Source organism: Secundilactobacillus angelensis (genome assembly GCF_012641075.1).
Taxonomy (GTDB): Bacteria; Bacillota; Bacilli; order Lactobacillales; family Lactobacillaceae; genus Secundilactobacillus; species Secundilactobacillus angelensis.
Map to the genome: position 1 here is coordinate 1 of NZ_JAAXLJ010000029.1, position 25,306 is coordinate 25,306.

A 25,306-nucleotide genomic window follows, 5' to 3' on the forward strand; every position below is an offset into this window, starting at 1 on the left:
TATCTTGGTAAGTATGATGGCCTTCACTGACCAGTTGAGCTAGCGCACCACGTTGAAAACGTGATAAAGTAGAAGTACCCAAAGTAATCACTCCTTATAACTGGTTGGAATTAACTACTACCATTGTAAGGGATTGCTTTGGGCCTTTTTTTATTTTTGTTCGGATTAATTATAGAATTTGCCAAAAATTCCTTCCTTTTGAGAGACGATTTATTCATTATACGCTCTCTTAAAAGTTGTCTCAGGAATCAGCTTACATCCAATTGCTAGAAGATTTAGTGGGTATAATAAAAGACTCCTTTGAGATAATTATAGCGAACAGGTTGACCATAATTACATCATAAGAGCCGTAGGATGGTGATTGCCTAAAGCGAGCACCCCTTTACTTTTCTTGGTCGTTAAGTAATTGTACCCGCTATGGGGCTTTTTATTCAACTTGGTGTTGCACTTGATTTGACAATTCGATAACACAAAACGGACTAACTCAACTATAAGAAAGTCAGCCTTGTGTTTAATTATGTTCAGTGATAGTGTGCTGACAAAAGTACATAGACCAATTAATAAAGTCTTGTTCTTATCAGAACTATGCTTAAATTCTTTGTCACTTACTTAATTGATTTTCTTACTTTTTCTGAAGATCAGCCAACCGGTTAAATTGCCTAAAACTAGTAGTAAGACGCCTAAAACTGAAACCGAATTTTCTGATCTCTCATTAGTTTGGGGTAGTGCTACTTGTTTTTTAGAAGCCAAAGTTTCTTTGGTAGTTAGCCCTTGTCTATCGCTATTAACTAATGAATCTGAATCATCTTTATTAGAGTTGTTTTTAATCAGGTCAGTCGTTTTAGTTGGTTTAATTGGTTTAATTGGTTTAATTGGCTTAGTTGGTTTAATTGGCTTAGTTGGTTTAGTTGGTTTAATTGGTTTAGTTGGAAAATTAGGCGTGATCGGCTGCTGCGGTTGGTTGGGACTGGTTGGGATGCTAGGCGCGGGTTGGGAAGGTTCTGTAGGAGTCGTTGGCGTCGGTTTTGTGTAGAAAACGACAATTGTCTGATCCGTATCGTCAGCGGTAACTGACGATGAAGTTACCACGGTTATATCAGGTTGCCCATAACCGTTGGCAGATAAGTCTGGAGAAGTCACGGCTGTAAAGTTACTATTTCCAATAACATACCATGCATCAGCACGATGTTGAATCGTTGGTTTATCAGGAAATGTACCATTCGTATTTGGTGTCATATATCCTAAAATTTCGCCAGTAACTAAATCCATCACAAACGCAACTCCATAATGAACCTTTTGAACAACTGGAGTTACACCGGTAATTAACTCTCCTGTTGATTTGTCACGGTATTCAATTGTTCGAGTAATGAATCGATTCATTGATGCGTAGTCAGATCCTACTGGCCAGACTGCTGTGCTCCCAGATCCTGGCCAAATTAGGTTCCCTGGAGCACTTAAGGCTGGCTTCGAATCAGATACTTGATAACCTACTCCGTACCAAGTATCCCAGTATTTCATTAGAGCCCCCCACCGATTATCACTCGGATCAGCGCCACGTTCAGGATGGAGTGGAATATAGTGATGAATTCCGTTCATATCAACACTTTGGTCATCATCTCCAGAACTAGCGGTATTATTAGTACTTGATGTGGTGTTTTCTGAGGTACCCGATGATTCTGACGCATCGACATTAGTTGATTTGGTGATAACTGGTGTGGTTGTATTTAAAAGTTTGCTCTTTGATGTAGCGGCGACTGTTGTTGACGGTTTATCTGATGAAGTATTAGCTGACGACTGGTCATCTTGAACAGCAATCGTGGGTTGCTGTGCTGAAGTAGATGATACTTGGGAGTCTGTTGCCGACGATTTAGGTGTTGTAGCGGTAGCTTCCGCTTTTGCTTGTGTCACTGACGTTGTAGACGCTTTCAAAGCAACTTCTTTATTATGAAGTACTTGCATAACAGCCGATGAGCTCTCACTTGAGCTTTCACTGTCACTAGACATGACTTCAGCCTTTGCTTGTGTAACTTGCGTAAAGCTCAATCCTAACCCAACCGAAAACAGAATGAGTCCTGCTATCGAATTGCGTTTTTTGGAGTAGTTATAGTGTAATCGATATTTGGAATTCATTTTATTAAACATCTCCATATGATTTGTCTTTAAAAATTCATATTTTAAGAATGATGAATTCATTACTTCTTGTGATTGTAACTCATTTTTAAGTAACTGTAAACGCTAAATGTAACATCAATAAGTAATCAATCAGACGTTTAAAATAGTGTGTTATTAATTTAACGTGTAGTGCTAGTTCTGTAATATTTCAATTAATCGTCAGTTTTAACCCACTTCGTCCATGCACTAATTGATTATGAACATTGATAACATTCCATAGAAACATAGTAGTTAAACGACTATCTAAGCCGCTTAAGGTATGGATTCCAGGATGTTCAAAATGGCCCACTATGTTCAGATTATTGAACCCTGTTTCAATCTTTCGGCGTTGATCCTTCAGAAATGACGAATTGACTTGTTTAGCAGCCCGCATATTTTTGCGCAATGGAAACCAAAAATTCATACCTTCTGACTTTAGCCGCTTTTGTAATGAACGACTGAGGTAGCCGCCGTCAGCTAAAACTTGATGTGCTGGTGTTCTGGTCAAGAGTTCTTCGGCAACATACCGGTCGTCTACATTAGCCGGTGTCAATTCCCAGTTAAGGAAATAGCCTGAGTTGTTCATGATCGCATGTAGTTTGAAGCCATAATAATACACATTTTTAGTGGCATTAAACCCCTTATGGGCAATACCCCGTAAAACTTTGGCTTGATTACTGCGTCTGGCTGAAACTAAAGTTATTGGTGCACTGTCAATGACTTCATAGGTTGTTTTTGGCTGGTTCTTGCGTAATAGTTGTTTGCGAACAAGCTTCATAGCAAACGTTAAATCGCGGCAGCGGCGGTTATAACGACTACGTTCTGGCACAATAATTCCGGACTTGACCAGCATTTGATGAAAGTGTGTTTCTGAAGGATCACGCAGTTCAATTCGAGTCAGCATGCAGGCTAAGATCGTGATATCAGCGACTTTTAATTGCCGATAATTTTGGCGAAAACGAATTGATTTCGGCAAATGTCGATAGAGCGGCGAAACAATTTTGATAAATTTCTGAATAGTTACTTGAATTAAATTGGATTTAGAGCTAACTTTAAGGCGGCCTTGCATTTACGATTCTTCTTTCTGGTTTAGTCGCCTTAGAAGTTACCGCAAATGCGGGCTTTTTTCATGCAGTTTGATCCAGTTTTTAATTCCATTCAGTTAATTGTTACGAGACTAGCACTACGCGTTAATTTAAATGGTAGATTGCAAATTTAATCCGAATTTTTTGACAAATTAGTCAGCATCACTTGGTAAGGTGTTTGCCAGTTAAGTACTTTAAGGGGGCGCTGGTTAATTTCGAGTAACGTCGTTGTTAAATCTTGAGCACTAATGTGCTCAAAACAAGTCCCCTTAGGGTAAAAATAACGTAAGTTCCGATTGAATCGTTCATTACTGCCGCGTTCAGCGGGCGTGTAAGCATGGCAGTAATAGGTCTGAATACCGTATTGTGGTTCAAATGACACTAGATTGCTAAACTCAGTTCCACGATCGACAGTAAAGGTGTGTACCGGTCCCTTAAAAGTTGTTAGAAACATAGTTAGGGCTTCATTAACAGTCGCCGCTGTCCGATCTTTTAATCGGTAAGCCCAAAGAAAACGTGATTTGCGATCAATTAGCGTTAATAAAGCAGCCTTGCTATGTCCACGAGGTCCAACCACTGTATCTATTTCAAAATCACCGATGCGGTTACGTTGGTTAATCACAATTGGTCGTTGTTCAATTGAACGCCCTAATGATTGATTATATTTAGAACGTTGGTCAAGGTTACGCCGTTAGCGTAGCCCATGTTCAGGTAGTTCACTCAAGGAGAATTCAATTTTCCCCTGATATAGCCAATTATAAATAGATTTAGTGGCTAGTTTAAGCTCATGCGCAATCACTTCTGGTGACCAGCTTAGACGTAAATGGTTTAGAATGGTTTGCTTTAATTTGGCATTCAGTTTAGTTTTTCGGCCACAATGCGCCCGTTTATATTCAGCGTTGGCCTGTGCTAATTCGGCTTGATAAGGTTGACAACGAGATAATTCATAAGAAATCGTAGACGGAGATCGTTTTAACCGCTCAGCCATTTGGATATTGGTCAGTCCTAGCTCACAAAAGGTTTCAATTTTAATTCGTTCAGAATAGGTTATACTAGACAAAAGATCAGCTCCTAAAAAATGGGTTTGTGGTAAACACCATTTTAAAGGAAGCTGATCTTTTTTGTCCGAACAGCGTTCGGATTAATTTTACAATCTATCATGAAACCTTTTACGGATAGGCTGCAAGACATTGCCCAAAGTATGAAGGATAGCAGCCAGCGAATTGAACGGTTGTTTGATTCGCAAACTACCCTACGTGAAGAATTTATTGCTAGTAGAAGTGAGCATAAGGTTATCAACGAACGCCTAGACAATGTTGAAGGCGATGTACGTGAACTCAAAAGTAAATAGTGCTAGGATTAAGTTAATCCTTCAAGATTGACACAACCAAATGACCACTCATCTCATTACGAGGTGGGTGGCCTTTTTTGTGTACATTCTACTTCATTTAAACGGACAAGTATACGTCTAAAAAGTGAACGTGTCGTCTGAGAGAATAGGAGACTAATCTCCTAATCTCCTAATCTCCTATTCTCCTTTTTGGTTTATCATTCGAATTATATTTTCACGGTCACGGACATCTACATTTTTCTCTAGATAAATATTTGCCATCTCACGAACGAGATCATACATTTTCACATCTGTTACGTAAGAAATTGTTTTTACTAATTCGTAAACTGGAGGATCAACCTTCAGTGTCTTCCGCTGATAGCTCTTATATTTAGAAGCGTCTAAATCTCTTGAAACGTTAGCTTTTTTTTGAATGGTAACCTGCTGATTATTATTTCGCTTGATCAAAGCCACTGACAGTCATCACCTTTCCTTTGCTTGTAAGCTTGTTACCAGTTATAAACTGATGAGCATAAGTGAAATTTTCTATATCTCCTGTATTTTCAAAGGACTTGATTCTTAATTCCAGTTCAGAGAATATATCAGCAAATAGTCCCCAAACGCGCTTGTCATGGTAATCTTCAAACTGAATCCCCTGAGCTGCATACCACTCCAATCTCGCATGGTTATTTACAATATTATTGAATACATTGTCTTTTCCAAAATATTCAATTGTTTCTTTTACGATTCTTTGATGAAGTGGACGTTTAGCCTGTAGCAAGACTGGAAGTATTCCGGCAACTTGAAAATGAACTTTATCCCCAAAATCGTCTGCTAATGTTTGAAGATATGTTAAGACAAGACGTTTAGACCCATCGAAAGCAAATTGTTGTGTTTCCTGAATAACGATAATGTAATCAGCACATACCATGGCGTTGTCAACTTTAATATCTGTCGAAGGAGGAACGTCGATAAATATGTAGTCATATCTATCTTTTATTTTGTTTACTAGCTTGCTAAGATAAAAAGTTCGATCACTTATACTGGAAAATTTATTATCAAGGAAATCTCCAAATTTTCTTGTGTCGTAATCGGAGCCAATTAAATCCAAGTTATCAGAAAGAGAAACAATCCCTTTTTCTAAGGAACCATCTTCTATACAGCTCATGAATGATTGATTAAATGTCAAAACTTGAAATGTTTTAGCTAAGAACTGTGTTGCATTTCCCTGCAAATCGGTATCTATAACTAAAACTTTTTTGTTGTAAAATGAAGAGGCAACAACAGCTTCCATGACAGTATCGGTTGTTTTTCCAACGCCGCCCTTTTGCTGAGCATTTACAATAACATATCCCATTTGGACACCTCACTTATGTATTTAATGCAATAGTACACTTTTACATTAAATAAAACAAATTAAGGAGACTAGTGTACTAGTGTACTAATCCCCTTGTCTCCTTATACACTAAGAGATTAGGAGATAAAAGCATAAAGCTGTTAAATATAGACCTGTTTTTGTATAAAAGGGGCACTAGTACACTAGTCTCCTTGTCTCCTTTTATCCTAGTGTACTAGTCTCCTTTTAAACATTTTGAAAAAGGAGACTTTTACGATTTGCCTTTACAATTGGCATAAAAGCGTCTATTATTAGTTGTGCAATTAAAACAGAACATAAAAAAACACCCACCAACTGGAATTGGTGAGCGCCACACATAAAAGTCATATTGTTTAACGACTATTATAACATGGCCGGTGCGATTTTTAAAGCCCTAGGGGACAAGCTGGGGTCTAAATCCAAGGGGACACGTTTGCCAGGGCGACTTCAATAAATCTGGCTATACCACAACAAGGTTATCTGTACGGCTGGGTGGTGAATGGTGAGCGCGACCATTAACGGCGCGGGTGGTAAAACGAAGCTTCGGCTTGGTGCCATTGATTAGTTGGTGATCGAACAAAAATAAATACGTATCATCAACGCCTTCTAGGGCGTTTTTTAGTAGGCTAAACCGAAAACGTAGGTTTATAATGAGTGGTGGTAGCAATACCGCAATTGTACAGACAAGCGACGGGCGTTAACGACCGACGAACTAAGGGGAAACTTTTAGTAGTAGAATTGTACTCTGGTTCAGTTATTCCAAATAGCTGATTTCAGGGAACAATTCTGCGCTCAAAACGTCACTCCCTCTAAACTGAATGGAAAAACGTAACGCGTCAAGCAATATTCCAAAGAAAGTTGGTGGCATTGTTGGAATGTAAGGATTACATTGTTCCATTGAATCCAGATGTAATCGTTAAGAAGACAATCTATCGGAGTTCCTCAAGAATTACTGAGCGACAAAGGAACCAAGTGAAGAGAGTTTTGCATAGTCAAGGATATCAGGGAAAAATTGGCAGTATTCGGTATACTCGAGTAAATTATAAGTATTCGTTCAAAGTGTCGGTTGAGTATCAAGGAAACATTGGTAAGTTTTTAGTGAATACTAAGAATGAGACAGTTCAGTTTAAAGGAATGGTCTAGGGAAAAGCTAAGAGAATTTCACAAAGACAGTTTTCCCAACTAAAGCCAATCTAAGACCTAGACCATTCCTTTTTTTAGCCAATTTCACAAGCGTAAAATAACGGAATGTGGAAGTACCGGGGTGCGTTCATGTTACTTGGAATAAGCTGCCTTATGTGAATTAGAAATTGGTATACTAAAAAAGGCTCCCGGTTTAACACTGGAGGCCTTTTTTCTAGGTTACATATTTTGAGGATGAATGTTTTTATCTTCGTAGCTTTTACTTGGGTGCTGTAACATGATGAATACTGCTTAGTTTTTGGTGCCGTACCCCGCAACAGATACGTCGCTTCGTTGGTATTATCTTAAATGCTAAGTACCGAGTTGAGAAGGATCATAAAGATATTGGCGTCATAATCCCACTGGACGACGAAGAACTTAAATTTTTAATGACTAAAGCCTTGAGACGTTACTTTAACGCCCTAAGAAGCAATGAGAAGCACATCAAGAACGTGGAAAACTACCTGTACGGCACCATGCAAAACCTATTTGGCGTTTGGTGGAATAAACAAGCGGCTAGAGAATATGCGGCCAACCACCCCGAAGAGCAAAACGCTGACAATGAGCGCTTTTAGAATTAAACAGCATATAAGCTCATCTAAGCCGTTTTAAGTGTTCGACACATAATTATATTAAAACTGATTTAAAACCGTTTAGAAGCTAAAATAGGCGCCTTAAATAGCTGAATAGGCGATAACTAATCTAGAAAGATGGGAAAGGAGTTTTTTAAATGACCAAACCAAGCAAAGAAGTCGAAAAAATAGAGCAATTGTTGGCTGACCCCTGGACAGTCAATATTCAAGGCATTTGGGAACAAGCAGCACATAATCCAGACCCTGATAAGCGCAAGTTGTTTGACGCGTTACACACTTACCTCTTAGATAAACGGCAAGAAAAAATTATCAACGAAAAGCATTTCGTGATTTAACATGGACGAGTCAATGAATCAGTGGTTGGAATGAAAAGGAGGTACAAAATATGACTAAGACACAAGCATATATGGACAAGTATCAATTTACAGTTGCAGAAAACAAACGGTTTGCTCGAACAAATTTTACCAAGCTAGTGCACACTAATGCCCGCTTTGAAGGCGTAAATACCACTTTGCCGCAAACACAAACCATTATGGACGGCATGAGTGTGGCAGGCGTTCCTGTTGAAGATATTTTGACAATTGTTAACTTAAAGCGTGGGTGGCAATATATCACTGATCAAAATGCCCCTTTAACGTTAACCATGGAAAAACAAATTAACAAGATTGTGGCCGCGGAAGACGCCTTAGTACCAGGAGAATTACGGCAAGGAAAAGGAGGAGTTGATTTAGGCAGTGAAGACTTTTTTGAACCACCCTTAATTAACAAAAAACAAGAACAATCCTTTTTACAAAAAATTTTGGCTGATCCGCAAACAACGACCACTGATAAAGCATTGACTGTTATGTATCATAATATGCGCCAACAAATCTTTTGGGACGGGAACAAAAGGACGGCGACTTTAAGTGCTAATAAAATTATGATTGACGGTGGTGCAGGCTTAATCAATGTGCCGTTAGATAAGTGGGATCAATGGAACGAACTAATTGCCAATTATTATCGAACTAATGACATGGCTAAAATTAAACGGTGGACATATGACAATGGCATTCAAGGATTACAAATTAGAGCAAACTTAGAGCTTAAATCAGTTGAAGACGAAATTGGTAAAAGAATCCAAGGACAATTAAAAGATTTTGCGGATCAAAACCCAGAAATTAAGCCAAAAAATGATCCAGAAAATAAAAACGATCGGCCTAGTTATTAGGTTGATCGTTTTTGAGCTTATTCGGCTTATGGGCATTAACGTAATCGGCAAATGTTTTTAAAAGCTCTTCGGTTTGTTCGACCGAAAGGTTATCAGCTTGAAAATATTTTTCAAGCAAAGCCCCTTTTTGAATTAATCGGCGAGAACGAGCTTTGCGGTCTTGCCGGCTTTCATAATATTTAGATTGCCGTAATTTAAAATCTTCCCGCTCGATTTTTTGTTTTAAACGCGCTTGTTGCTCAACTAGTTTTTCATATTGATTAGGCATAGCCATTACCACCTAACTATTATCGGTTATTTTGAGCTTGATTTAAAAAGGCGGAAACTTTTTTAGCAATCATTTTAATCTGTGGAGTGGTAAGTGTCCCATAATCCAAATTGGCTGATCTAATGATTTGCTTACCGAGATTTTGTTCAATTTTATTTTTTTCAGCTTTAATCTTTTGATTAAGCTGTTTTAATTTGGCTTCTTGTTTTTCTAAGTTACTTTGAGACATAAGGATCCCTCCAATCGTATTAAAAATAATCACCGACACTATATTATACAGAGAACGTTAAGTCAAAGGATAAAAGTTGAAATAGCGAAGCGGAAGTCATACACTAAGTTAAAGTTAAGAGAATCAGAAGGCCGAGTGAAACTAGGTCAATGCGCACTTACACGTCACCAGAGATGACGTTGTGCTAAACCCATTAAAACCTGTATTAGAAGTCGCCGATGGCGACAACAAAGTCAAACCCATAGAATCAAAGTGAGAAGGTGACTGATATGGCAATATTTCATATGAGTTTTAGTAATATTAGTGCCGGTAAAGGACGAAGTGCCATTGCCAGTGCTGCTTATCGAAGCGGTGAAAAATTATTTGATGATAAAGAATGCCGCCACTATTTTTATGCCCGATCAGTTATGCCAGAAAGCTTTATTTTAATACCCAAAAATGCACCAGCATGGGCCAGTAATCGAGAGCAGTTGTGGAATGAAGTTGAAAAGAAAGATCGTAAATTAAACTCACGGTATGCAAAAGAGTTTAACGTGGCTTTACCAATTGAGTTAAGTGTAGATGAACAAAAAACATTATTAAATAAATACGTGCAAGAAAACTTTGTTGATCAAGGCATGGTAGCCGACGTGGCAATTCATCGCGACCACCCAGATAATCCACACGCACACGTGATGTTAACCAATCGCCCATTTAACCCCGATGGTACTTGGGGACAGAAAACAAAAACAGAATACATTTTAGATAGTCATGGTAATAAAACTAAGACCCCTGCAGGGAATGTGAGAAACCGAAAAATTTGGTTGGTTGACTGGGATAAAAAAGAAAAAATAACTGAATGGCGGCACAATTGGGCGGCAAGTGTAAATCAGGCTTTAGAGCAAAAAAACATTCCTGATCGGATCAGTGAAAAATCATTTGTGGAACAGGGAATAGCTGACACACCAATGCAACACGAGGGAATCAATAGCAAACGGCATGAAAGAAAGGCATTTAATCAACAAGTTAAGAACTATCGTAAGTCCAAAGCTGGCTATAAAAATATGCAGGAGAAAGTAGTTAATCGAGGCCACTTGGATAGCCTAAGTAAACACTTCTCGTTTAATGAAAAACGGGTAGTTAAAGAGTTAAGCCATGAACTGAAAACTTATATCGGTTTGGAGAACTTAGATGATAAACGGCGCATGCTATTTAATTGGAAAAACAGCACCTTAATTAAACATGCGGTTGGTGAAGATGTGACTAAACAATTATTGACAATTAACCAACAAGAAAGCTCACTCAAAAAAGCAGATGAACTCTTAAATAAAGTAGTTGATCGCACGACTAAAAAACTTTATCCAGAGCTTAATTTTGAACAGACCACGCAAGCTGAAAGACGAGAATTAATTAAGGAAACCGATAGCGAACAAACAGTTTTCAAGGGTAGTGAATTAAACGAACGTTTAATGAACATTCGTGATGATTTGTTGGCCCAACAATTATTGACCTTTACCAAACGGCCATACGTTGGCTGGAAGTTATTAATGCAACAAGAAAAGGAAGTCAAAATCGAGCTTAAATATACGCTGATGATTCATGATGATAGCTTAGAAAGTCTAGAACACGTTGATCAAGGTCTACTAGAAAAGTATTCACCAACCGAGCAGCAAAAGATTACTCGCGCAGTCAAAGATTTGCGAACAATCATGGCTGTTAAGCAAGTTATTCAAACCCAATACCAGGAAGTTTTAAGAAGAGCCTTTCCTAATGGCAATTTTAATGAATTACCAATGATTAAACAGGAACAAGCCTATACAGCCGTGATGTACTATGATCCTATTTTAAAGCCATGTCAGGCTGAAACAATTGAACAGTGGCAAGCAAATCCACCACAGGTGTTCAGTCCCCAAGAACATCAACAAGGACTAGCTTATTTATCGGGACAGCTGAGCTTAGATCAGTTAGAAAATCATCACTTACAACGGGTTTTAAAGCATGATGGTACTAAACAACTCTTTTTTGGCGAATGCAAAGCTGATCCGACGATTAAGAACAGTCAGATCGAGAAAATCCAAATGCAGTTAAAAGAGCAACAAGCCAAGGACGACCAGTATAGAAAAGTAAATATTGGACATTATCAACCGCTAAATTACAAGCCAGTTAGTCCAAGCTACTACTTAAAGACGGCCTTTAGTAACGCAATCATGACCGCCCTATATGCCCGTGATGAAGATTACGAACAGCAAAAACAGGCGCAAGGTTTAAAGGAGACTGAGTGGGAAATGACGAAAAAGCAACGGCAACACCAAACTCGAAACCGGCATGAAGATGGGGGCATGCACTTGTAATCACAAAATTAGCGACTGGTTAATTGGTATGAATGGTAGCCCATAATGTATTTTATATTGATAAAAATTTGGTACGTAGAGCGTGCTCGATTAGTTACCTATAGCTGCCAGCCTTGTGTATGGTCTATCAAAGAGACCAGGCAATCAAAAACTTTAAGCCGGAACCCTATTTTGAACTAAATGCGGAAATTGTAGCTAATCAGCAAAAATTCGTCGCAAAATTAGACTCCTATCAGCGATTTAAAGACGAATCAGGGCTAATGACATTCATGCGAGCTAAACACGTTCATAAAGGCTCGCAGGACGGTTTAATCAAGGACGTCCAAAAACAAGGCAAAAAGCGTGCTAGTCCCCAACTATTCTCACTATCCAGTCTCCAAAGTGCCATGAATAAACGTTATCACGCCAGTGCCAGCCAAACCTTAGCGGCTATTCAAAGCTTATACGAAGACAAACTACTCAGTTATCCCCGCACCGATTGTACTTATATCACTGATGAAGAATTTGAGTATTTAGTGGCTAATCTGACGAAGTATCTGGGTTTGGTCTCTAAGCCAGTCGCTTTAACCAATACCACCCCAAATAAGCGCTATGTTAATGGAAAAAAGGTTGAAGAACACTACGCCATTATCATGACTAAAGTCGTGCCGACGAAAGAGAAACTAGCTAGCTTGCCTAAATTACAGCAACAAGTCTACGACCTGGTTTTAGGAACCCGTCTAGTATCTTTTAAGAACTATCTTCAGGAAGGCCAATACAACCATTTGAAGACTGCTGTTAAGGGCACGTTCACAGTTTTTCCAAAGTCGCCGACATTTGTCTAGCCAACTCCATGAACGTTCAACGATCCATCGTTGCGGTAACACCGTGAACATATGCAACTCGTTGCGTTTAGCTACCGTCGTCTTAGCATTCAAAATGAGCTTCACCTGATCCGCAAAGTCATTGCCAGTGTAGCCACCATCAACCATGACATGCTGAACCAGCTCTAAAGTTTGGCTAGCCAAACTAAACATAGCCAATGCACCTGAACGATCTGATACATTAGCTCGTGTCACGAGAATGGCTTGTGGTAAACCATTAATATCAACCGCAATATGACGCTTAATCCCTGAAATCTTTTTGCCGCCATCGTAGCCACTATTTTTCGTTAAATCAGTGGTTTTAACATTTTGAGCATCAAAAATCACAAACGACGTTCGGGCCGATCGGCCCTGTGCAAAGCGATAGGAAGAAACAGTTTTTTTAAAAGCCTTTCTAATAGCGAATCAGCTGTCGGGTCTGGTTTATCTCACCACACATCGTAATAGCGGTAGACAGTGTGCCATTCCGGGAAATCGTGCGGTAATTCACGCCATTGACACCCTGTAGTAAGCGAGTAAAGGATGGCATTGAATACGTAATAAAGATCATAACGACGCGGTCTTGTATGCTTGCGGAAGTTTTCTAAATCAGGTTGTATTAACGCAAATTGCGCTCGAGAAATATTGCTTGGATAATCTGGCATGACAAACTCCTCAGTCGGTTTTCCACAATTCTACCAGATTCAGCAGATACTAGACAGGTTCTAAGAGGCATTTCACCATACTAACAAGAAAACCAAAAATTCCCAGATCATTAATTTAACATATCGTATCAAACCACGCCTGGAATATTATCTAGGCGTTTTTTTAATGTCATGGTATTTTCTGGCAGAAAGGTTGCATTATTGTGACTACAGTTGTAAACTAATAAGTATTAAGAGACTACAAACGTAAACTTAGAATTCAATTAATGGAGGAAGCCAATTGAAGGATGCAAAGAATGTAACCATCACCGATTCTGAATGGATGGTTATGAGAGCAATTTGGACAATGGGACATGCGACTAGTCGTGAACTAATCGATGCTATGAACGAATTAGAAGGCTGGTCAGCTTCAACAACCAAAACGCTACTTCACAGGTTGATTCAAAAACAGGCGGTTGCGCAGCATGGCGGCAGTCGACCATTCACGTATAAGCCGGTTGTTGGCGAGAAGGAATCAATGGCGGCAGCGGCAGATGATTTGTTTGACCATATGTGTGCGATGCGGGCTGGTTCAACAATTGCCGGCGTTATTCAGTCAAGGGAACTCTCACGGGCGGATATTGCGAACTTACAGGCGATTCTAGCTGAAAAGGCCAAAACAGCGCCCGAGGAAGTTCAGTGTAACTGCTTGCCAGGTGATCAAACGTGTTAAGACTGTGGTGTTCTGTTTACTTTTAGGATTGCTGCACAAAAATCCAGAATCTGGGATTTCTGATGGCGGAAACTTATGAATTTTTGTCGTAATTCTCATTCATATAGTGGCATGGTGCTCCGCAAAGCAGAAGCCTAAATATAAGAACCTGGTGGAAAAATCCCGAGCCCGGGGATTTCCACACAAGGAACTTATATTCCGGCTTCTAACCGCTTTGCTACGCACACTTATTTTTAGGGGGGTCGATAATCATGGCAAATAAAGAGGACCAGATGAACATGAAAAACATGAGTGCTAAGAATATGGAAAATAATGAATCAAATATGAGTCATATGGATCATGATGACATGAAAATGGATCACGATATGACCGAAACGGATCATAATCAAATGAACATGGACCACGATATGGCCGAAATGGATCACAGCCAAATGAACATGAATCACGGTGATATGGATATGGCTGGGACCGACATGATGATGCACGGTGGCTCAATGATGCATATGGGGAATTTGAAAGTTAAATTTTGGGTCTCCGTTGTCTTAGCGATTCCAGTTTTACTGTTAGCACCAATCATGGGTTTAAACGTTTCCATCCTTAGTTTCAGTTCACCGCTAATTGTTGGCATTATCATCGTTTTGTTTGATACAGCACTTTACTTTTATGGCGGAATGCCATTTTTAAAGGGGGCTAAAGCGGAAATTCAGGATAAATCTCCTGAAATGATGACGCTAGTAACCCTTGGAATTTCCGTTTCGTATTTCTACAGTTTGTACGCATTTATTGCCAACAACTTCTTGAACCCGGCAAATCATGTAATGGATTTTTCGTTCGAACTTGCAACCCTGATTTTAATTATGCTTCTAGGACACTGGATTGAAATGAATGCATTGATGGGGGCTGGGGATGCCTTACAAAAGATGGCGGCCCTGTTGCCTAAGACGGCCCATCTAGTTACAGATAATGGTGAAACAAAAGAAGTGCCAGTATCTGATTTAAAAGTTGGTCAAGCTTTCCAAGTGCGTTCAGGTGAGAGTATTCCAGCCGATGGTGTTATTACGGCTGGGGAGTCGACCGTGAATGAAGCACTGGTAACCGGTGAATCTGCTGCCGTTACCAAGAACGTTGGCGATAAGGTCATTGGTGGTGCAACCAATAATAACGGGACGCTAACGGTTAAAATTAGTGGTACTGGTGACTCCGGCTATCTTTCTCAAGTAATGAAAATGGTTCAAAATGCCCAGCAAACTAAATCTAAAGCAGAAGATAAAGCTGATTTAGTTGCCAAGTATCTATTTTACGCGGCATTTGGTGTTGGGATTATTGCTTTCTTTGCCTGGTTACCCCAGGGATTGGCGACTGCAATGACGATCATGGTGACCGTCTTCGTGATTGCTTGCCCGCATGCATTAGGATTAGCGATTCCATTAGTGGTTTCTCGTTCTACTACGATTGGCGCTCAAAATGGGCTATTAGTTCGAAATCGCCAAGCCATTGAAGCAAGTCAACATGTTAGCCACGTTCTCTTGGATAAAACTGGCACGTTAACAGAAGGTAAATTTACGGTGAATGCATTGATTCCAAATGATGGGATTGACGAAACAACGTTATTAAGCCGACTGGCCGCCCTTGAAAATAATTCGACTCATCCGCTGGCCCAAGCAATCATTACTGAAGCCCAAGCGAAGGACATTGAAGTCGTTGCGGCTGAAAAGTCTCAAAATATTCCGGGCGTTGGTATTTCCGGTAATGTTGATGGCACTGACTATACGATTGTTAATGGTAACTATTTAACGAAGCAAGGGATCAGGTTTGACGAGGCTGCTGCTGATAAATGGGCTGCTAAGGGTAATTCCGTCAGCTTCCTATTGCAGGGCACCCAAGTTCAAGGAATGGTTGCTGAAGGTGACACCATCAAAGCGGGTGCTAAGGAATTAATTAGTGGTCTTCAGAGGCGAGGAATTACCCCCGTAATGCTCACTGGCGATAATCCAAAAGCCGCGGAACACGTTGCTAACTTACTAGGATTGACTGAATTCCATGCAGGCCTATTACCAGATGATAAGCAAAAGATTATTGCTGATTATCAAGCAAAGGGCAATCACGTCATCATGGTTGGTGACGGCGTAAATGACGCACCAAGTCTTGCCGCGGCCGATATTGGAATTGCAATTGGCGCCGGAACCGATGTTGCCATTGATTCCGCTGATGTTGTGTTGGTTAAATCAGAACCCAGCGATATTTTACATTTTCTTGATTTGGCTAAAATCACAAATCGGAAAATGGTTCAAAATCTCTGGTGGGGAGCAGGCTACAATATTGTCGCAATTCCACTCGCTGCCGGTGTGTTGTCATTTATTGGAATCATTCTAGACCCAGCCGTTGGTGCTGCGGTCATGGCGATGTCGACAATTATCGTGGCAATTAATGCGATGGGATTGACTGGTAAAAAGATTAAAAACGTGTAATTAAGTGATGACAAAAAGAGGAGAAAGATCAGCTGGTAGTCTGGTCTTTCTCCTCTTTTTGATCATCATGTTAATTACTTATCTGGTTGCTCAGTTAATTTCGCCAATTTTTGATGCAGCCTAATGTCATATTGCCTGGTAATTGGCATTAACACCGCGACCACCCCGCAAATGGCAGCACCGATTCCTGCAATCACAAATAGGCGTTCAATGCCAATCACATCAGCTAGGGGACCGGCAAAAATTAAGCCAATTGGTCCAGCTAGATTCAACAAAGAATTCAAAACGCCTAGAATCCGCCCTAACTCTTCTGCTGGATAACTTTGTTGAATCATTGCCATTAAAAGCGTTGTAAAAAATGGGGTCGCAATTCCTTCAATGATGTTTAAAGCTGCGAACCATAAAAATCCGGTTTGGTTACCTGGCAAAATGCCGCTAATACCGGTTGGAATGCCAACCAGGAAAAACGCGATGATTACGGGCTTCATCCGGTCCTGCCACTTACCAAAGAGGCCAATGATAGTGCCGCCGATTAGCATGTAGGTTAGTGTGAAGACGGCGCCGATCAACGTAATGTACCACAAGCCCTTGTTGTTCGTAAGTTGTTTGATCCCCAAGCGGGTGTTGTGGAGCACATGCATTGGCTGATCAATTTTTTCATTGTTAGAAATTTGAACCCACGTTAAAATACAAATCCCAATGATGGCCCCAAGTACGTCTAACAGAATCAAGTACTCGATGGGGATAAACGCAAATAAAAACGCGCCCAGTGCTGGGGCAATAATCATATTCGCGGATTGCACCATTCCCAGTTGGCCGTTCATACGGGTAATTTCTTTGTCTGGCACCATTGTGGGCATTACCGATTGAATCGTTGGCATCTGGAAGGTTTGCGCACAAGACCGCATCAGTAATGAAATAAAAATGAGCCAAAGTGGAAATACATGAAAGACCGTTCCGGATACGGAAAGAATAATAGCGAAACAGGCAGCGGGGGTTGTTGCGGTGATGTTGGTCGATTGGTGGTTGGTACTGGCAAGGTAAAGATGAATCGTAGCCATTGTTGGGGCCTCCTTAGTGGTAATGATAATCCATTGAGTGGTTCATCTAATAGCTTTGTAAAAACTAGCCAGCTTCATTTTAAATTAATGAATAATTTTAACGTGAAACTACAATAGTTACAAAATTTAGTGAATTGCCGGTGCGTATTACTATGATTTTTGGCGCATTATGCTACGATTAAATACATGGATAATTAAGAAGTTATTAAGCAATAAAGGTGAGCACTGGAGGTTAGCATGCAGACATTAATACAGACGTTTATAGATCGACGCGGGGATTTGCTGACTGCGCTATGGCAACACTTGGGGATTTCATTAGCATCATTAGTCATCGCAATGGTAATTGCGATTCCGTTGGCTATTTGGGTCGTTCGACGACCACGGTGGGCCGAGGGATTATTACAGCTCACGAGTGTCTTACAGACGATTCCGTCTTTGGCACTGTTAGGGTTATTGATTCCGTTAGTTGGGATTGGAACGGTGCCAGCAGTAATTGCGCTGGTGATCTATGCTTTACTGCCAATTTTTCAAAGTACTTATTTGGGTATCTCAGAAATTGACGCCTCAATTGAAGAGGCCGCCGATGCCTTTGGGATGTCACGAATGCGTAAGTTGTTTAAAGTTGAACTACCCATTGCCCTACCACAGATCATTGCTGGGATTCGGACCGCGCTCGTCTTAATTATTGGGACGGCTACTTTGGCCGCTTTGATTGGTGCTGGGGGTCTCGGGACCTTTATCATGCTCGGTATTGACCGTAATGATACCTCGTTATTATTGATTGGGGCTATCTCATCAGCATTGTTAGCAATTCTGCTGAGTGCGCTCGTTCGGTGGTTTCAAACGGCTAAACCAAGCCACGCCTTAATTGTCTTTGTCGGTATTTTAGCTTTACTAGGTGGTGGCGGGGCTTATAGTGTTTATGCCAATCGAGTTGAAACAATTACGATTGCAGGTAAACTCGGTTCTGAACCAGAAATCTTGATTAATATGTATAAGCAGCTGATTGAAGCTGAAGATGAGCATGTTCATGTGACGCTCAAGCCTAACTTTGGCAAGACCACGTTCTTATTCAGCGCGTTAAAGAATAATCAGGTTGATATTTATCCTGAATTTACTGGCTCGGTGCTGGAGACCTTAGGTAAGGGAAATAACCCAGCTGGTCAAACAGCTAACCAGACCTATCAGCTCGCCAAACAGCGCCTCGCTAAACAGGAACAAATGACTTACTTGAAGCCGATGCAGTATAACAATACGTACGCATTGGCAGTGACTAAGAAATTTCAACAAGAACATCATTTGAAGACAATCAGCGACTTAACGCAAGTTGAATCGATTCTGAAACCCGGAATGACCCTAGAGTTTATTGATCGTAATGATGGCTTAAAAGGAATCAAGAAGACTTATGGGTTAAACGTGACTGCAAAGTCGATGGAGCCGGCGCTACGCTATGAAGCTATCAGTAAGGGGAAAATCAACTTGGTAGATGCCTATGCGACGGATAGTGAATTACGGCAGTATCACTTGGCCTTATTGAAGGATAACAAGCACTTCTTCCCAACGTATCAAGGGGCACCGTTGATGAAGACGAGCTTTGCCAACAAACATCCTAAGGCCGTTAAAGCGTTGAATAAGTTAGCAGGAAAGATTTCAGAAACTGATATGCAAGAAATGAACTATGAAGTCAATGTTAAGAAGCAGTCCGCTTCGACGGTTGCACATCGCTATCTTGTGAAGCACGGTTTATTGAAGGAGGGACGTTAAATGACAACGGCAATTGAATTTCAACACGTCCAGAAAGACTTTAATGGGCAGACCGTGATTCCCGACCTTAATTTAACGATTGACCAGGGTGAGCTATTTGTTTTGGTAGGGACTTCTGGGAGTGGCAAAACGACGTCACTTAAAATGATCAACTGCTTAGAGCCATTGACGGCTGGTAAAATCCTAGTTAATGGTACTGATACAACCACGATACCAGTCCGAAGTCTACGGTGGCAAATGGGGTATGTCTTACAGCAAATTGCCTTGTTCCCAACGATGACGGTGGCGCAAAATATCGCCGTGATTCCAGAAATGAAAGGGACAGCTAAGAAGGAAATTAATCAAACGATTGATGAGCTATTGGCGGAAGTTGGCCTCGATCCAAAGGAATACCGTGACCGGATGCCGTCAGAATTATCCGGTGGTGAGCAGCAACGCATCGGTATCTTACGGGCGATTGCGGCGCAACCAGATATTGTTTTGATGGATGAACCATTTAGTGCGTTAGACCCCATCTCGCGGCAACAATTGCAAGACTTGGTCTTACGGCTACACGCCCGCTATCACAACACGATCGTCTTCGTGACGCATGATATGAATGAGGCGTTGAAGTTGGGTGACCGGATCGGTGTCATGCAACACGGTCAGTTAATACAAGTCGATACGCCGGCTGCTCTGGCTCAGCATCCAGTGAACGACTTTGTGCGGAACTTCTTTGGCGCGAGCCGAGCTAAAAATGTCTATGATGTCTACGTTGGGCGTGTAGGGCTTATTCAGGGTTATCTCACAGAAAAACCCAGTGTTGCGAGTGGTCGGATTCAATCGTTAGACGTTCAAGCCACGTTACGCACTGCCTTTACGGCATTGACAGATCACGATTATGTGGCGGTCACGGAAGAAAATCGGGTTGTTGGCTATTTGGATAGCCAACGAATCGTGGCTTACTTGAGTCAATATGAAGAAGTATCTTAATCGTCAATTAAGGATGAATCAGTTACACTAGGTTGTGATAATTGATGGTCGCTAATGAATTTAAGGAGGAATTTCGAATGGCGGAACAGTACGATGTTGTTGTGATTGGTGGCGGACCAGCCGGCAATGCCATGGCTAGCGGATTAAAGGCTCAGGCCAAGACAGTGTTGATCGTTGAAGCGGATCTGTGGGGCGGCACTTGTCCTAACCGCGGTTGTGACCCTAAGAAAATCCTATTAAGCGCCGTTGAAGCGCGACAAGCAGCGCAACATTTACAAGGGCAGGGCCTGATTGTTGCGCCCAAAATTGATTGGCCAGCACTGATGGCGCATAAACGAGGCTATACGGATGGCATCAACGATGGGACGTTGAACGGACTAAAGGGGCAAGATATTGCGACGTTACATGGTCAAGCGCACTTTCAATCCGACAATCAGTTAGCGGTCGGGGATCGAGTAGTCAGTGCGACTGATTACGTGATTGCCACTGGTCAGCGTCCGGCGATTCTACCGATTACCGGGCACGAATACTTTAAGACGAGCACTGACTTCTTAGATTTGGACCAGATGCTTAAACGCGTGACATTCGTAGGTGGTGGCTACGTAGGCTTTGAATTGGCGACGATTGCGAATGCCGCTGGCGCTGATGTGCACGTGATTCATCATAATGACCGCCCGTTAAAAGCTTTTGATGCAGATTTGGTTAAGGATTTGATGGCCGCAATGACGGCTGATGGAATCACGTTTGACTTGAATACGGATGTCCAAGCAATTACTAAAACGGCGACCGGTCTACAATTGACAGCTGATAATTTCGAGCTGACAACGGATCTGGTCATCAGCTCAGCGGGACGGATTCCGAACGCGGACCAGTTAGGTCTAGCCAACGTGGGCGTTACCTTTGATCGGCATGGGATTCAAGTCAACGATCATTTGCAGACGGCCAACCCGCACATTTATGCCATTGGGGATGTCAGCGATACACCGGTACCGAAGTTAACGCCAGTTGCAGGTTTTGAAGCGCGTTATCTGGTCGGTGAGTTGACGCATCCCGGCGCAGCCATAAAGTATCCCGTTGTGCCAACGCAGGTTTTTGCAGCGCCCAAGTTAGCGCAAGTCGGGATCAGCGCGGCCGCGGCGACTGAGCATCCAGATGAGTATCGTGTCAATACACTTGATATGACGAAGTGGTTCACTTATTACCGCTTTGGCGCACAACAAGCCCAAGCTAAAGTAGTGGTTGCTAAAGCGAGTGGGCAGGTTGTGGGTGCTACCCTTCTAAGTGATGTTGCCGACGAGATGATTAACTACTTCACGTTGTTAATTGAAAAACACGTGACTTTACCAGATTTACAACGGTTGGTATTGGCTTACCCAACGCCGGCTAGTGACTTACAATATTTGTATTAATGTGTGGTTGAATTAAATCAACGTCCTCGCAAAGTGTTAAACTATGAAACCCCATATGAAGTATTTTTTGACAAACCGTTGCACTTAGTTTGACAATTCGCCGAACACAAAAAAGAGTATCCTGGTTATTTATTCTATGAAACAGAGAATAAAGATATTTTTTAAAATACTCAATTAGCAAAATCATAGAGAAACATGATGCACAATTGAACAGCGATAGTCTTTGGAATAACCCTGAAATAAAAGCGCTACAAGGAGTTACGCCCCAAATGATTCTTACAACTAATTATGATCTTTTATTAGAGAAGGTTTTTCGCAGTATGATTCATATATAGGCCAAGATTCAATAAAGAGTAATCTAAATGGATCTGGTGCAAACAGTGTGAGAGATGACCATCTAACCAGCTATTGATCCTATGCTGAAGGTTATGCAGCTAACAATGCTTCTAATTCGTCCACGACTGAGAACCCGATGAGACTTAACTCTCGTCGGGTTCTTTTGCGTATTGCGTGAACAATTTCCACACCGCTCAACGTTGCACTAGCGGTTCGAATGCTTTGAAAGCTTGCTGAGCGGACACGATGACGTTTAATGAATCGGTGGTCCTGTTCAATCAAATTATTTCGATATTTGGAACATTGGTGGGCTGATTTGCTAAAATAGTCTTGCTTTATCAGGTGCTTCACTGCTTTCAGTGTTGCCCGATATTGATCAGTGACTAATCGATCAGGCCGACCATTGGTCGTCAAGAGACGCTTCAAAAAGTGATAGGATGCGGTATAATCGCGGTGTTTTCGTAGCTCAAAATCCATGGTCAAACCGTTACTGTCAATAGCGCGATACAAATAGGCCCAACGGCCTTTAACTCGAATATAGGTCTCATCGATTCGCCAACTTTTAGCGTGAGCTGTTTGATGCCGACGCCATAGAGCCTTAAAGATGGGGCCATAGTGATGAACCCAACGCATGACCGTGGTGTGATGAACAGTGATACCCCGATCCCGAAGCAATTCAACGATGTCACGATAGCTGAGACTGAATCTGAAATAGTAGCCAACGGCTACTAAGATGATGTCCTTTTGAAAGTGGCGTCCCTTAAAGTGATTCATGCGCGCAATCCCTCGTTTCTTGGTACCAAGTATACTAAAATCAAGTCAGCGAGGAAAATTTGCACCAGAACCCTTATTAGTTGGTTTGTTGTTCGTCCGCCGATGTGCGTCCTAACGTGCCAACACGTGTGTACGCCGATTTCAGTATATTCAAGCATTAAAATGTGGTGTCGCAGCCAGCTGGAGTGCAAGTTGGGTTGCACGTTCGAGCGAATCGTTTGTTTGTTGTTCCCAGCGGGCCGCGAGTGTGTTGGCCGGGTCGTGCAGACTAGTTAAGATATGTTGGGCGACTTGCAACGCGTGTGGTTGATGTAAACTGGTAGCCATAGTTTGTAGCGCGTCAGCTAGTTGTTCGCCTTCAGTTAGCTGTCGAGTCACTTGCATGGGGGTTTCGATGGCAACTTGTTCGTTGGCGCGCTGACCCGCCTGAATCCAATTATCCGTACTAGCTGGCACTGGTAACCAGAGCATCAGTAAAACGAACCACGTTAAGCAGGTCAGTTGGGACAGATCAACGCCCGCACCGGCCCATGGGTTCAGGTCTAAGTTACGTAATTCCAAGTATTGAATCCCATCCTGACATAGTTGTGAATGACCACCGGCATGACGCAATCGAACCTGACCGTAAAATTCCTTGGTCGCACTTAATTTTCCATTATCAACGGCCGCTTGCAGTGTTTGACAATAGTCATTTAACGACGCGTACGAGACCGTAACACCCGGCCGATTGGTATACCCGCTAGAACTGTTGCGTAAGCTTCGAACGGGCTGGGCTGGTGGCGTAAGACCAGACTGTGGCCAGCAGCGTGGTGAGCAGCCATAAAGATACGTCAGTAGCCAGCGATAGTGCAAATAATTCTGCGCAATGTGCAGGTAACAGCGATTTTGAAAGGTAGTGAAATCACGACTATCTGTCTGGGCCTGATACAATCCCATCATCAGACTAGCCGCTAAGCTCACATTACAGTGAACACCTGACAACATTTGACGTCGTCGGCCATAGCGGTGAGCAAGTCCTTGTCGATAGGCGACAGCGGCCGCATCCAACTTAGCAATTGGAATATCCCGGTCTTCTCGTGGAAGTGTGGGCGGCATGCTTAGCGGCCAAATCAGTTCAGGCAGAAGCCTTTGCCGGACTTGTTGTGTGAGCATCGTTAAGGCGTGCAACGCAGCAACCGCACTTGCTTGCGGTTGGGTGACTAACTCCAACTGTGTCTCCGCAAAGTCCCGTTGCAGGCCGGACAACTCGCTGATAAGTGTTGGTGATAATGCCGTATCCGCCAAATGACCGGTCACCGTTACCCGCTGGCCTTCCCGTTCCAGCCCAATCTGAACAACCTGTGCATTGATCAACGCCGTATTTTCCATTAATAATTGTTGCCACTCCATCCACTCACCTCGCTGATTCAATCTAAATTTATCGTAGCATAGTCCCGACCTTGGTTCACTGATTATGACCTATTATTTAGCTGACTTACCATTACGAAATGAGTTTCCGCGCGTCCCTGCTTGATCATCCAAAGGATCAAAAAAACGAGTACCCAGTATTACCGGGTACTCGTTTTTAGGGTAATAATATCGGGTCTAGAGTTTTTGGTGTTGGAAAGTATTTCCATTCCAAAAGTACTAGGCCCTAATTTAAAAAGCCATTGATAATGGATCAAAAAAGGCCACTAGGGTATACCCTAATGGCCGTTTTTGTTTCTGTGCTATACTAGGAATTACAAATGTTCATTAGAACTGTCCAAAAGGAGGCTTGAAAATGGCTAAAATCGGTTATGCTCGCGTGAGTTCCAAGGAGCAACATTTAGATCGACAGTTAGCTGCTTTAAGAGGCGTTGATAAATTATTTACGGATAAATTAAGTGGGGCTAACACTAATCGGCCAGAACTGCAAAAGATGCTGGCCTATATCCGTGAAGGTGATATTGTCTTGGTTACTGAATTAGACCGCTTGGGCCGAAACAACCAGGACTTAACTAAGATTATGAACACCATTCAAAATAAGGGGGCCACCCTAGATGTGTTGAATTTGCCGTCCATGACGGGGATTGCTGACCCCAATTTACGTCAACTCATGACCAACCTCATTATTGAACTTTATAAATACCAAGCTGAAAGTGAACGTAAGCGGATCATTGAGCGTCAGCAACAAGGGATTTCCCTAGCCAAACAGCAGGGCAAATATCATGGTCGCAAGCCTCAATACGCTGAAGATGATCCCCGTTTGTTACATGCCTTTAAACTTTATCAAAATGGTATGAGCGATGTGGATGTGGCTCGAAATACTGGGATTAAGCGGACAACCTTTATTCGGTATCGAAAGAAATTCAGTGTGTATAGATAAATTTCTCATTAAATAAGCAGGGCAGTGAAGAAAAAATTTAAATAGGAGTGAAATAACAGATATATGGAAATAAAACTAATAGAGGTTAGTGCATTTTGGATAAGTAATTGGCAAATTACAAGTTTAATCCGAACAAGCCCGGAAACTTTCAATGGCAGTCTGTTGATGATGGATTTTTAATGGTCGTTGATTAATAAGCTCAAGTG

General features: G+C 41.7%; 18 protein-coding genes and 4 pseudogenes. 11 read left to right on the forward strand and 11 right to left on the reverse strand.

Annotated features, from left to right (window positions below):
• Nucleotides 1-609: 609 nt before the first annotated feature.
• The 5 genes and pseudogenes from HC026_RS11435 to prgP form a co-directional block, all read right to left on the reverse strand.
• Nucleotides 610-2,130 carry a mucin-binding protein gene (locus HC026_RS11435; RefSeq protein ID WP_168926063.1) on the reverse strand — a complete coding sequence of 507 codons (1,521 nt, stop codon included), beginning with the start codon at nt 2,128-2,130 and terminating at the stop codon, nt 610-612.
• Between the two features lie 190 nt (nt 2,131-2,320).
• Nucleotides 2,321-3,220 (reverse strand): IS982 family transposase, encoded by a 900-nt coding sequence (locus HC026_RS11440; RefSeq protein ID WP_168926064.1) that lies wholly within the window; start codon nt 3,218-3,220, stop codon nt 2,321-2,323.
• A 146-nt stretch (nt 3,221-3,366) separates the two neighbouring features.
• A pseudogene (locus tag HC026_RS11445) lies at nt 3,367-4,296 on the reverse strand (IS30 family transposase).
• A gap of 468 nt (nt 4,297-4,764) precedes the next feature.
• A complete protein-coding gene (gene prgO / locus HC026_RS11450; protein ID WP_060416928.1) occupies nt 4,765-5,040 on the reverse strand; it encodes a DNA segregation protein PrgO in 276 nt (91 codons plus the stop codon).
• On the reverse strand, nt 5,018-5,923 hold the full coding sequence (gene prgP, locus HC026_RS11455; RefSeq protein ID WP_168926065.1) for a ParA superfamily DNA segregation protein PrgP: 906 nt from the start codon (nt 5,921-5,923) through the stop codon (nt 5,018-5,020). The genes prgO and prgP overlap by 23 nt, the downstream gene beginning before the upstream one ends.
• Nucleotides 5,924-7,371: 1,448 nt before the next feature.
• Between prgP and HC026_RS11465 the strand changes: the two are divergent.
• The 3 genes and pseudogenes from HC026_RS11465 to HC026_RS11475 form a co-directional block, all read left to right on the forward strand.
• Nucleotides 7,372-7,698: pseudogene (locus HC026_RS11465) on the forward strand (replication initiator protein A); the annotation flags it as partial.
• Nucleotides 7,699-7,853: 155 nt separating this feature from the next.
• Nucleotides 7,854-8,051, forward strand: a complete 198-nt coding sequence (locus HC026_RS11470; protein WP_063204059.1) for a hypothetical protein — start codon at nt 7,854-7,856, stop codon at nt 8,049-8,051.
• A 50-nt stretch (nt 8,052-8,101) separates the two neighbouring features.
• Nucleotides 8,102-8,923 carry a Fic family protein gene (locus HC026_RS11475; RefSeq protein ID WP_168926066.1) on the forward strand — a complete coding sequence of 274 codons (822 nt, stop codon included), beginning with the start codon at nt 8,102-8,104 and terminating at the stop codon, nt 8,921-8,923.
• Here the strand turns inward: HC026_RS11475 and HC026_RS11480 are convergent.
• On the reverse strand, nt 8,913-9,191 hold the full coding sequence (locus HC026_RS11480) for a hypothetical protein (RefSeq protein WP_168926067.1): 279 nt from the start codon (nt 9,189-9,191) through the stop codon (nt 8,913-8,915). The two genes, HC026_RS11475 and HC026_RS11480, sit on opposite strands and share 11 nt — an antisense overlap.
• Nucleotides 9,192-9,210: 19 nt before the next feature.
• The gene (locus tag HC026_RS11485) at nt 9,211-9,420 is read right to left on the reverse strand and encodes a hypothetical protein (RefSeq protein WP_168926068.1); all 210 of its coding nucleotides are present in this window, start codon (nt 9,418-9,420) and stop codon (nt 9,211-9,213) included.
• Between the two features lie 269 nt (nt 9,421-9,689).
• Here HC026_RS11485 and mobQ point away from each other — a divergent pair, with 269 nt between their 5' ends.
• The gene (mobQ, locus tag HC026_RS11490) at nt 9,690-11,750 is read left to right on the forward strand and encodes a MobQ family relaxase (protein ID WP_168926069.1); all 2,061 of its coding nucleotides are present in this window, start codon (nt 9,690-9,692) and stop codon (nt 11,748-11,750) included.
• Between the two features lie 119 nt (nt 11,751-11,869).
• Nucleotides 11,870-12,476 (forward strand): annotated as a pseudogene (locus tag HC026_RS11495) (DNA topoisomerase); the annotation flags it as partial.
• Here the strand turns inward: HC026_RS11495 and HC026_RS11500 are convergent.
• A pseudogene (locus tag HC026_RS11500) lies at nt 12,470-13,257 on the reverse strand (IS5 family transposase). The pseudogenes HC026_RS11495 and HC026_RS11500 sit on opposite strands and share 7 nt — an antisense overlap.
• Before the next feature lie 280 nt (nt 13,258-13,537).
• Here HC026_RS11500 and HC026_RS11505 point away from each other — a divergent pair.
• Both HC026_RS11505 and HC026_RS11510 read left to right on the forward strand, forming a co-directional pair.
• Nucleotides 13,538-13,969 carry a CopY/TcrY family copper transport repressor gene (locus HC026_RS11505; RefSeq protein ID WP_002816262.1) on the forward strand — a complete coding sequence of 144 codons (432 nt, stop codon included), beginning with the start codon at nt 13,538-13,540 and terminating at the stop codon, nt 13,967-13,969.
• 251 nt (nt 13,970-14,220) lie between these two features.
• Nucleotides 14,221-16,437: a heavy metal translocating P-type ATPase gene (locus HC026_RS11510; RefSeq protein ID WP_168926071.1), complete on the forward strand. Its 2,217-nt coding sequence runs from the start codon at nt 14,221-14,223 to the stop codon at nt 16,435-16,437.
• A gap of 74 nt (nt 16,438-16,511) precedes the next feature.
• Here the strand turns inward: HC026_RS11510 and HC026_RS11515 are convergent, their stop codons facing one another.
• Nucleotides 16,512-17,498, reverse strand: a complete 987-nt coding sequence (locus HC026_RS11515; RefSeq protein WP_232843743.1) for an MFS transporter — start codon at nt 17,496-17,498, stop codon at nt 16,512-16,514.
• Between the two features lie 237 nt (nt 17,499-17,735).
• On the opposite strand from HC026_RS11515, the gene HC026_RS11520 reads away from it, so the two are divergent.
• The 3 genes from HC026_RS11520 (at nt 17,736) to HC026_RS11530 (ending at nt 21,643) form a co-directional block, all read left to right on the forward strand.
• Entirely contained in the window at nt 17,736-19,262 is a 1,527-nt protein-coding gene (locus HC026_RS11520) for an ABC transporter permease/substrate-binding protein (protein WP_168926072.1), read from the forward strand.
• Nucleotides 19,263-20,234, forward strand: coding sequence for an ABC transporter ATP-binding protein (locus HC026_RS11525; protein ID WP_144903274.1), 972 nt, complete (start codon nt 19,263-19,265; stop codon nt 20,232-20,234).
• Between the two features lie 77 nt (nt 20,235-20,311).
• Nucleotides 20,312-21,643 (forward strand): dihydrolipoyl dehydrogenase family protein, encoded by a 1,332-nt coding sequence (locus HC026_RS11530; RefSeq protein ID WP_168926073.1) that lies wholly within the window; start codon nt 20,312-20,314, stop codon nt 21,641-21,643.
• Nucleotides 21,644-22,069: 426 nt separating this feature from the next.
• Here HC026_RS11530 and HC026_RS11535 read toward each other — a convergent pair whose 3' ends face one another.
• Both HC026_RS11535 and HC026_RS11540 read right to left on the reverse strand, forming a co-directional pair.
• Entirely contained in the window at nt 22,070-22,753 is a 684-nt protein-coding gene (locus tag HC026_RS11535; RefSeq protein ID WP_074426899.1) for an IS6 family transposase, read from the reverse strand.
• A 150-nt stretch (nt 22,754-22,903) separates the two neighbouring features.
• Nucleotides 22,904-24,142, reverse strand: coding sequence for a glutamate--cysteine ligase (locus HC026_RS11540; protein ID WP_138429024.1), 1,239 nt, complete (start codon nt 24,140-24,142; stop codon nt 22,904-22,906).
• Nucleotides 24,143-24,515: 373 nt separating this feature from the next.
• Between HC026_RS11540 and HC026_RS11545 the strand changes: the two genes are divergently transcribed.
• Nucleotides 24,516-25,100 carry a recombinase family protein gene (locus HC026_RS11545; protein WP_063487336.1) on the forward strand — a complete coding sequence of 195 codons (585 nt, stop codon included), beginning with the start codon at nt 24,516-24,518 and terminating at the stop codon, nt 25,098-25,100.
• Nucleotides 25,101-25,306: the final 206 nt, after the last annotated feature.

Excerpts from the sequence above, each read along its gene's own strand:
- HC026_RS11435 (WP_168926063.1), bottom strand. The coding sequence starts at position 2,130 with ATGAATTCCAAATATCGATTACACTATAACTACTCCAAAAAACGCAAT.
- HC026_RS11440 (WP_168926064.1), bottom strand. The coding sequence starts at position 3,220 with ATGCAAGGCCGCCTTAAAGTTAGCTCTAAATCCAATTTAATTCAAGTA.
- prgP (WP_168926065.1), bottom strand. The coding sequence starts at position 5,923 with ATGGGATATGTTATTGTAAATGCTCAGCAAAAGGGCGGCGTTGGAAAA.
- HC026_RS11470 (WP_063204059.1), top strand. The coding sequence starts at position 7,854 with ATGACCAAACCAAGCAAAGAAGTCGAAAAAATAGAGCAATTGTTGGCT.
- HC026_RS11475 (WP_168926066.1), top strand. The coding sequence starts at position 8,102 with ATGACTAAGACACAAGCATATATGGACAAGTATCAATTTACAGTTGCA.
- HC026_RS11480 (WP_168926067.1), bottom strand. The coding sequence starts at position 9,191 with ATGCCTAATCAATATGAAAAACTAGTTGAGCAACAAGCGCGTTTAAAA.
- HC026_RS11485 (WP_168926068.1), bottom strand. The coding sequence starts at position 9,420 with ATGTCTCAAAGTAACTTAGAAAAACAAGAAGCCAAATTAAAACAGCTT.
- mobQ (WP_168926069.1), top strand. The coding sequence starts at position 9,690 with ATGGCAATATTTCATATGAGTTTTAGTAATATTAGTGCCGGTAAAGGA.
- HC026_RS11510 (WP_168926071.1), top strand. The coding sequence starts at position 14,221 with ATGGCAAATAAAGAGGACCAGATGAACATGAAAAACATGAGTGCTAAG.
- HC026_RS11515 (WP_232843743.1), bottom strand. The coding sequence starts at position 17,498 with ATGGCTACGATTCATCTTTACCTTGCCAGTACCAACCACCAATCGACC.
- HC026_RS11520 (WP_168926072.1), top strand. The coding sequence starts at position 17,736 with ATGCAGACATTAATACAGACGTTTATAGATCGACGCGGGGATTTGCTG.
- HC026_RS11525 (WP_144903274.1), top strand. The coding sequence starts at position 19,263 with ATGACAACGGCAATTGAATTTCAACACGTCCAGAAAGACTTTAATGGG.
- HC026_RS11530 (WP_168926073.1), top strand. The coding sequence starts at position 20,312 with ATGGCGGAACAGTACGATGTTGTTGTGATTGGTGGCGGACCAGCCGGC.
- HC026_RS11535 (WP_074426899.1), bottom strand. The coding sequence starts at position 22,753 with ATGAATCACTTTAAGGGACGCCACTTTCAAAAGGACATCATCTTAGTA.
- HC026_RS11540 (WP_138429024.1), bottom strand. The coding sequence starts at position 24,142 with ATGGAGTGGCAACAATTATTAATGGAAAATACGGCGTTGATCAATGCA.
- HC026_RS11545 (WP_063487336.1), top strand. The coding sequence starts at position 24,516 with ATGGCTAAAATCGGTTATGCTCGCGTGAGTTCCAAGGAGCAACATTTA.